The organism is Achromobacter sp., from assembly GCF_049647645.1.
GTDB lineage: Bacteria > Pseudomonadota > Gammaproteobacteria > Burkholderiales > Burkholderiaceae_B > Achromobacter.
In genome coordinates this window covers 72,755-79,871 of sequence record NZ_JBARYB010000092.1, presented here as the reverse complement: position 1 = coordinate 79,871, position 7,117 = coordinate 72,755, and the positions used below count along the sequence as shown (strand labels likewise).

The window sequence follows — 7,117 nt, the reverse complement described above, 5'->3', positions numbered from 1 at the left end:
GGAGCGGCTGGCGCCGGCGGCGGCACCTGGCGGGCGGGCGCCGGAATCTGCGCCTTGCGGGCCGGGGCGGCGAGGCCTTCGAGTTCGGGCTGCACGAGCAGCTCGTCCTCGTCGTCCTCGGCCAGGGCTGCCTGGGTATTGGACCGCGCAGCGGCGGTCTTGGTGTTGCGGGCCTGCGCCCGGGCGGATTCGCCCGAGGGGAAGGTCAGGATGGCTGCGGGACGGGTGGGCAACTTCGGAAGCGGCATATTTGTCACTCTCCTGTGTGGGCCGGCTATAGCGCCTGACGGGTAAAACCTGTGCTGCGACTAACCGATGCTTTTTGCTGCCTGCAGGACTTCCTTGGCGTGGCCCGGGACCTTCACCCCGCGCCACTCCTGCACCAGCACGCCATAGGCATCGATCAGGAAGGTGCTGCGTTCAATGCCGCGCACCTGTTTGCCATACATATTCTTCTGCTTGATGACGCCGAACAGATTGCAGACGGTTTCGTCGGCGTCGGAGATCAGAGGGAAGGGAAGCTCATACTTGGCCTTGAAGTTCTCGTGCGACTTCAACGAATCGCGCGAGATGCCGATGACCACCGCGCTGGCCGCCAGGAATTCGGCGTTCAGGTCGCGGAAATCCTGGCTTTCGGTAGTGCAGCCAGGGGTATTGTCCTTGGGGTAGAAATACAGGATCACGGCGCGGCCTTGGCACTGCTCGAGGCTGATCGGACCTATGGTGCTTTCAGCAGTGAACAGCGGGGCGGGCTTGCCTATGGTCGGCGTCATTTCTGGGATTCTCCTTTGGGGGGGATGAGGGCCACGACTACGCGCCGGCCCTCTGCCATCAGGATGTTGTAGGTGCGCGAGGCAGCGTGCGTGTCCATGATCTCGACGCCGATGCCGGCCGCCAGCAGGGGCCGCAGCACGTCGGGACGCAGGAACTGTTGGCGCGCGCCCGTACCCACCAGCAGCACTTCCGGCGCATTCGCCGGTCGGCTGGGGGCAGCTTCCGGTTCGTCCAGGAAGGCCATGGGGTCGCGGACGGGCTCGGACAATCCGGCCGCCTGGCGCAAGAGAGTGGGGGTGATGTCGGCCGGCGACTCGACGGGCCAGTGGGTCACTTCGCCTTCGGGGCCGAACGCGACCGAGGAGGAAAAACGTACCTGGTTGACCTCGATATAGCCATCACCATAGGCGGTGACGGTATTCAGAGCGGCCGTCGCAGGATCGGTATGCAGCTTCAATAAAAACTCCAGCTTTATGTTCCCGATAATAGCGCATCAGGATGACGCCATGTTGCAGAGTATCCACCTATGGGAACGGGGCTCGGACTGCGTCCGCGGCGCGGGCGGTTTCCCCTGAGCGCGGGGTCGAAAAATGACCCCTTTTTATTCCCATTTGCCGCCTAGGCGTCCTTGCGCTAGATTACAGGGTTTTGCTGCGCTGCAATCGTGAGCTGGCGCGGCTTTGAGCCCGTTTTCCCCTTCGCGCGACCGCGCCCTGGTTTTTCTGCCCTTTCATCGCCCCTAAGGATTCCCATCATGAGGAAGTTCTCCCGCATCGAGCGTTTGCCCCCGTACGTTTTCAACATTACCGGCGAGCTCAAGATGGCGGCGCGTAGGCGTGGCGAAGACATCATCGACATGTCGATGGGCAATCCGGACGGCGCGACTCCCAAGCACATCGTCGACAAGATGGTGGAAGCCACGTCGCGTCCGACCACGCACGGCTATTCCGTGTCCAAGGGCATTCCGCGCCTGCGCAAGGCGATCTGTGACTGGTACCAGCGCCGCTACGCGGTCGAGTTCGATCCGGATTCCGAAGCCATCGTCACCATCGGCTCGAAGGAAGGCCTGGCCCACTTGATGCTGGCCACGTTGGACCGCGGCGACACCGTGCTGGTGCCCAACCCCAGCTATCCTATCCACATCTACGGCGCGGTCATCGCCGGCGCCAACATCCGTTCCGTGCGCATGACGCCGGGCGTGGATTTCTTCGAGGAACTGGAGCGCGCCGTGCGCGAATCCATCCCGAAGCCCAAAATGATGGTGCTGGGCTTTCCCAGCAACCCGACCGCGCAGTGCGTCGACCTGTCGTTCTTCGAACGCGTGGTGGCGCTGGCCAAGGAGCACGACATCCTGGTCGTGCATGATCTGGCCTACGCCGACATCACCTTCGACGGCTATGTGGCGCCGTCCATCATGCAAGTGCCCGGCGCGCGCGACGTCGCCGTCGAGTTCTTCACGATGAGCAAGAGCTACAACATGGCGGGCTGGCGCATCGGCTACATGGTCGGCAACCGCGAGCTGGTCAACGCGCTCGCGCGTATCAAGAGCTATCACGACTACGGCACGTTCACGCCGATCCAGGTGGCGTCCATCGCCGCCCTGGACGGCCCGCAGGACTGCGTGAACGAAATCGTGGCGCAGTACCAAAGCCGCCGCGACGTGCTCGTGCGCGGCTTGCATGAAGCAGGTTGGAATGTGGAAATTCCCAAGGCGTCCATGTACATCTGGGCGCAGATCCCCGAACCCTACAGGGCGATGGGCTCTTTGGAATTTGCCAAGCGTGTCCTGTCGGATGCGAAGGTGGCCGTGTCCCCCGGGATCGGCTTCGGCGAGTATGGCGACGAATACGTGCGCTTCGCTCTCATCGAAAACGAGCAGCGCACCCGGCAAGCGGTGCGAGGCATCAAAGACATGTTCCGCAAGGACGGATTGCTGAAGTAGGGGTGATCCACCCCCGCAGCGCTGCGCGCTTCCCCCTCAAGGGGGTGCCGCAGCGGACCGGCGAAGCCGGCTCCGCGCGGCCGCGTTTGGTGCTGCCGAGTATGGTGTTCCTTGCACAGCAGTTATGGAGAACCGAAAATGAATTCCCCTCAACGCCCGCCCGCAGAAGGCGCCGCGATGAAACCCATGAAAGTCGGCCTGCTCGGACTGGGCGTGGTTGGCGGAGGCACCTGGGCGGTGCTGTCGCGCAACGCGGAAGAGATTGCGCGCCGTGCCGGCCGCCGCATCGAAGTGACCCGCGCCGCCGTGCGCGACGTGGCCAAGGCGCGCGCGCGCGTGGGCGACGCCATTCTGGTCGATACCGATGTGCATGGGCTGGTGCGCGACCCTGAAATCGACATCGTCGTCGAACTGATCGGCGGCGACACGCTGGCGCTCGAGTTGGTGATGGAAGCCATCGCCAACGGCAAGCACGTCGTGACCGCCAACAAGGCGCTGCTGGCCAAGCATGGCAACGAGATCTTCGCCGCGGCCCACGAGCGCGGCGTGATGGTGACCTTCGAGGCGGCTGTCGCTGGCGGCATTCCCATCATCAAGGCGATCCGCGAAGGCCTGACGGCTAACCGCATCCAGTGGGTGGCCGGCATCATCAACGGCACCACCAACTTCATCCTATCCGAAATGCGCTCGCGCGGCCTGCCGTTCGCCGACGTGCTGGCCGAGGCGCAGCGCCTGGGCTACGCCGAAGCGGATCCCACGTTCGACGTGGAAGGCGTGGACGCGGCCCACAAGCTGACCCTGCTGGCTTCGCTGGCTTTCGGCGTGCCGGTCCAGTTCGATCGCGCCTACATTGAAGGCATTTCGCAGCTGGCTGCCGAAGACATCGAGCATGCCGAGCGCCTGGGCTACCGCATCAAGCTGCTGGGCATCACCAAGCGCCGCCCCGATGGCATCGAATTGCGCGTGCATCCGGCGCTGGTGCCGGGCGAGCGGCTGCTTGCCAACGTCGAAGGCGCGATGAACGCCGTGCTGGTCAAGGGCGACGCCGTCGGCCCCACGCTGTACTACGGCCAGGGCGCGGGCGAAGAGCCCACCGCCTCGGCAGTGGTGGCGGACCTGGTCGACGTGACCCGCCTGCACACCGCGGACCCGGGCAACCGCGTGCCGCACCTGGCTTTCCAGCCGGACGCCATGTCCGATACGCCAATCCTGCCGATCGAGCAGGTCAGCACCTCGTACTACCTGCGCCTGCGCGTGGACGACCAGCCGGGCGTGCTGGCCGACATCGCCCGCATCCTGGCAGACCGCTCCATCTCCATCGGGTCGATGATCCAGCAGCCGTCGCACATCGGCGGCGCCGACATCATCTTCCTGACGCACGAAGCGGTCGAAGGCAACGTCAATCAGGCGATCGAACGCATCGAAGCATTGCCGTTCGTGCGTTCCAAGGTAACCCGCCTACGCGTGGAAAACCTGACATGAAATACATCTCTACCCGCGGCGGCATGGCCGCGATGGAATTCTCCGACATCCTGTTGGAAGGCCTGGCGCCGGACGGCGGCCTGGCGGTGCCGGAGCAACTGCCCCAGGTCTCGGCCGAAACGCTGGAGTCCTGGCGCGGCCTGCCGTATGCCGACCTGGCGTTCGAAGTGCTGTCGCTGTTCGCCACCGACATCCCGGCCGACGATCTGCGCCGCCTGACGCGTGCAGCCTACACCCAGCAGATCTTCAACAGCGAGGACATCGTTCCGCTGCGTCCGCTGGACGGCGGCTTGTCGCTGCTGGGCCTGTCCGAGGGGCCGACGCTGGCCTTCAAGGACATGGCCATGCAGTTCCTGGGCCAGGTCTTCGAATACGTGCTGTCCAAGCGCGGCACCACCCTGAACATCGTGGGCGCCACCTCCGGCGATACGGGTTCGGCGGCGGAATACGCCTTGCGCGGCAAGCAGGGCGTGGCGGTGTTCATGCTGTCGCCCCACGGCCGCATGAGCGCCTTCCAGCGCGCGCAGATGTACTCGCTGCAGGACGAGAACATCCACAACATCGCCGTGCATGGGGTGTTCGACGAAGCGCAGGACATCGTCAAGGCTTTGGCCGGCGATCTGGCGTTCAAGACCAAGTACCGCCTGGGCGCGGTCAATTCCATCAACTGGGCGCGCATCGCCGCCCAGGTGGTGTATTACTTCCACGGCTGGCTGCGCGCCACCAGCAAGGCCGGCGAGCAGGTCTCGTTCGCCGTGCCCTCGGGCAATTTCGGCAACATCCTGTCCGGCCACATTGCGCGCAGCATGGGCCTGCCGATCCGCCGCCTGGTGCTGGCCACGAACGAGAACAACGTGCTGGAAGAGTTTTTCCGCACCGGCGTCTATCGTCCGAGGCCCGCCGAGCAGACCTACGCCACCTCCAGCCCCTCCATGGACATTTCGCGCGCCTCGAACTTCGAGCGCTTCGTGTTCGACCTGGTCGGCCGCGACGCTGCTCGCGTCAAGCAACTGTGGGCCGGCATGGCGCGCGACGGGTCTTTCGACCTGTCCGATCTGAAGCCGCAGTTCGAGGAGCGCTATGGCTTCGTGTCGGGCGCGAGCTCGCACGAAGACCGCCTGGCGACGATCCGTTCGGTCTACGACGAAACCGGCGTGCTGATCGATCCGCACACCGCCGATGGCGTCAAGGTCGCGCGAGACTTCGTCGAACCCGGCGTGCCGATGCTGGTCCTGGAAACCGCCTTGCCGGCGAAGTTCTCGGAAACCATCGAAGAGGCGTTGGGCCGTCCCGCCCCGCCGCCGGGCAATCTGGCCGATCTCGAATCCCTGCCGCAACGCGTGGAAATCATGGATTGCGACCAGGCCGCCGTGCGCCGCTTCATCGAGGCCAACGCCAAGGTGTAAAGGCCGCTTGCGTCTTGTATGCGTGTGCAACCCCTCGCAGGCTAGCCCTGCGAGGGGTTTTTTGCATTTTGGCGGGCCGGTGCATTACCTTCGCATGCATTTTGACCACAACCCGTCACGAATGAGGGGACAGCGTCAGATACAGTGAATTCACGATTCACTTTCGGAGAACACGCCCATGAAACTGAAGACCATGACGCTCGCCCTGGCCCTGACCGGATTCGGGGTGCTGGCCGGATGCTCGTCTCCGTCGGTCATTCAGCAGCGGGACGGCAGCTCGACCGTGACGCCGGATACGCCCAAGTACGACAAGGATTCGGGCATGTACGAGTACGACAAGGACGGCAAGAAGGTCCAGATCAACAAGGACGACGTGAAGTCCATCGAACAAGTGAAGTGACCGCCGTCGCGGCAATCCGTCAATGAAAAAGCCCCGGCCGCACAAGGCGCCGGGGCTTTTTCGTTTGCGTGGAGCGCCAGCGGAATTACTGCTTGGCAGCCTCTTCGGCGTGGTAGCGGCCGACGCGGTCGACTTCGTTCTTCGAGCCCAGGACCACGCTGACGCGCTGGTGCAGCTTGTCGGGCTGGATCTCCATGATGCGCTGGACGCCATTGATCGCGGCGCCGCCGGCCTGTTCGACCAGGAAGCTCATGGGGTTGGCTTCGTACATCAGGCGCAGCTTGCCGGCCTTGCCCGGTTCACGGGCATCCCAGGGGTACATGAAGATGCCGCCGCGGGTCAGGATGCGATGCACGTCCGCCACCATGGAGGCGATCCAGCGCATGTTGTAATCCTTGCCCAGCGGACCGGTCGTGCCGGCCAGGCAGTCGTCGACGTAGCGCTTGACCGGGGCTGCCCAGTGGCGCATGTTCGACATGTTGATGGCGAACTCCTTGGTGTCTTCCGGTACGCGGATGTTCTCGTGCGTCAGCACCCACGAGCCCATTTCGCGATCCAGCGTGAAGCCCACCACGCCATTGCCTATGGTCAGCACCAGCATGGTTTGCGGACCGTAGACGGCATAGCCGGCCACGACCTGCTTGTCGCCCGGCTGCAGGAAGTCCTGTTCGCACACGGGCGCGCCCGACACGTTGTGCGGCGCGTGCAGCACCGAGAAGATGGTGCCGATGGAGACGTTGACGTCGATGTTCGAGGAGCCGTCCAGGGGATCGAACAGCAGCAGGTATTCGCCCTTGGGGTAGCGGTTCGGGATCAGATGGATGGTTTCCATCTCTTCCGAGGCCATGGCCGCCAGGTGGCCACCCCATTCATTGGCTTCCAGCAGGATCTCGTTGGACAGCACGTCCAGCTTCTTCTGCACTTCGCCCTGGACGTTCTCGCTTTCCAGGCTGCCGAGGACGCCGCCGAGCGCGCCCTTGCTCACCGCATGGCTGATGGCCTTGCAGGCGCGCGCGACCACTTCGATGAGCAGCCGCACTTCCGGCGCGAGGGCTTCGGTGGAGCGCTGCTGCTCCACCAGGTATTGGGTCAGTGTTTTGCGTTTCAAAGGAA

7 protein-coding genes and 1 pseudogene are annotated in these 7,117 nt (G+C 64.2%); 4 read left to right on the top strand and 4 right to left on the bottom strand.

The window, feature by feature from the left end; genetic code table 11:
* The 3 genes and pseudogenes from WBB14_RS11410 to WBB14_RS11400 all read right to left on the bottom strand — a co-directional run.
* A pseudogene (locus WBB14_RS11410) lies at positions 1 to 248 on the bottom strand (PhoH family protein); the annotation flags it as partial.
* A 60-nt stretch (positions 249 to 308) separates the two neighbouring features.
* Positions 309 to 773, bottom strand: a complete 465-nt coding sequence (locus WBB14_RS11405; RefSeq protein WP_013392565.1) for a peroxiredoxin — start codon at positions 771 to 773, stop codon at positions 309 to 311.
* On the bottom strand, positions 770 to 1,231 hold the full coding sequence (locus WBB14_RS11400; protein WP_424239916.1) for an Mth938-like domain-containing protein: 462 nt from the start codon (positions 1,229 to 1,231) through the stop codon (positions 770 to 772). The genes WBB14_RS11405 and WBB14_RS11400 overlap by 4 nt, the downstream gene beginning before the upstream one ends.
* Before the next feature lie 297 nt (positions 1,232 to 1,528).
* On the opposite strand from WBB14_RS11400, the gene alaC reads away from it, so the two are divergent.
* The 4 genes from alaC (at position 1,529) to WBB14_RS11380 (ending at position 6,004) form a co-directional block, all read left to right on the top strand.
* Complete coding sequence (alaC, locus tag WBB14_RS11395) at positions 1,529 to 2,716, top strand: alanine transaminase (RefSeq protein ID WP_056567313.1); 1,188 nt, start codon at positions 1,529 to 1,531, stop codon at positions 2,714 to 2,716.
* Positions 2,717 to 2,893: 177 nt separating this feature from the next.
* On the top strand, positions 2,894 to 4,198 hold the full coding sequence (locus WBB14_RS11390; protein WP_424239920.1) for a homoserine dehydrogenase: 1,305 nt from the start codon (positions 2,894 to 2,896) through the stop codon (positions 4,196 to 4,198).
* Positions 4,195 to 5,604, top strand: a complete 1,410-nt coding sequence (gene thrC, locus WBB14_RS11385) for a threonine synthase (protein ID WP_424239915.1) — start codon at positions 4,195 to 4,197, stop codon at positions 5,602 to 5,604. Before WBB14_RS11390 ends, thrC begins: the two co-directional genes overlap by 4 nt.
* Before the next feature lie 178 nt (positions 5,605 to 5,782).
* Entirely contained in the window at positions 5,783 to 6,004 is a 222-nt protein-coding gene (locus WBB14_RS11380) for a YgdI/YgdR family lipoprotein (protein WP_088139350.1), read from the top strand.
* Positions 6,005 to 6,089: 85 nt separating this feature from the next.
* On the opposite strand, the gene WBB14_RS11375 is transcribed toward WBB14_RS11380, so the two are convergent.
* Complete coding sequence (locus WBB14_RS11375; protein WP_424239914.1) at positions 6,090 to 7,112, bottom strand: class 1 fructose-bisphosphatase; 1,023 nt, start codon at positions 7,110 to 7,112, stop codon at positions 6,090 to 6,092.
* Positions 7,113 to 7,117 lie beyond the last annotated feature (5 nt).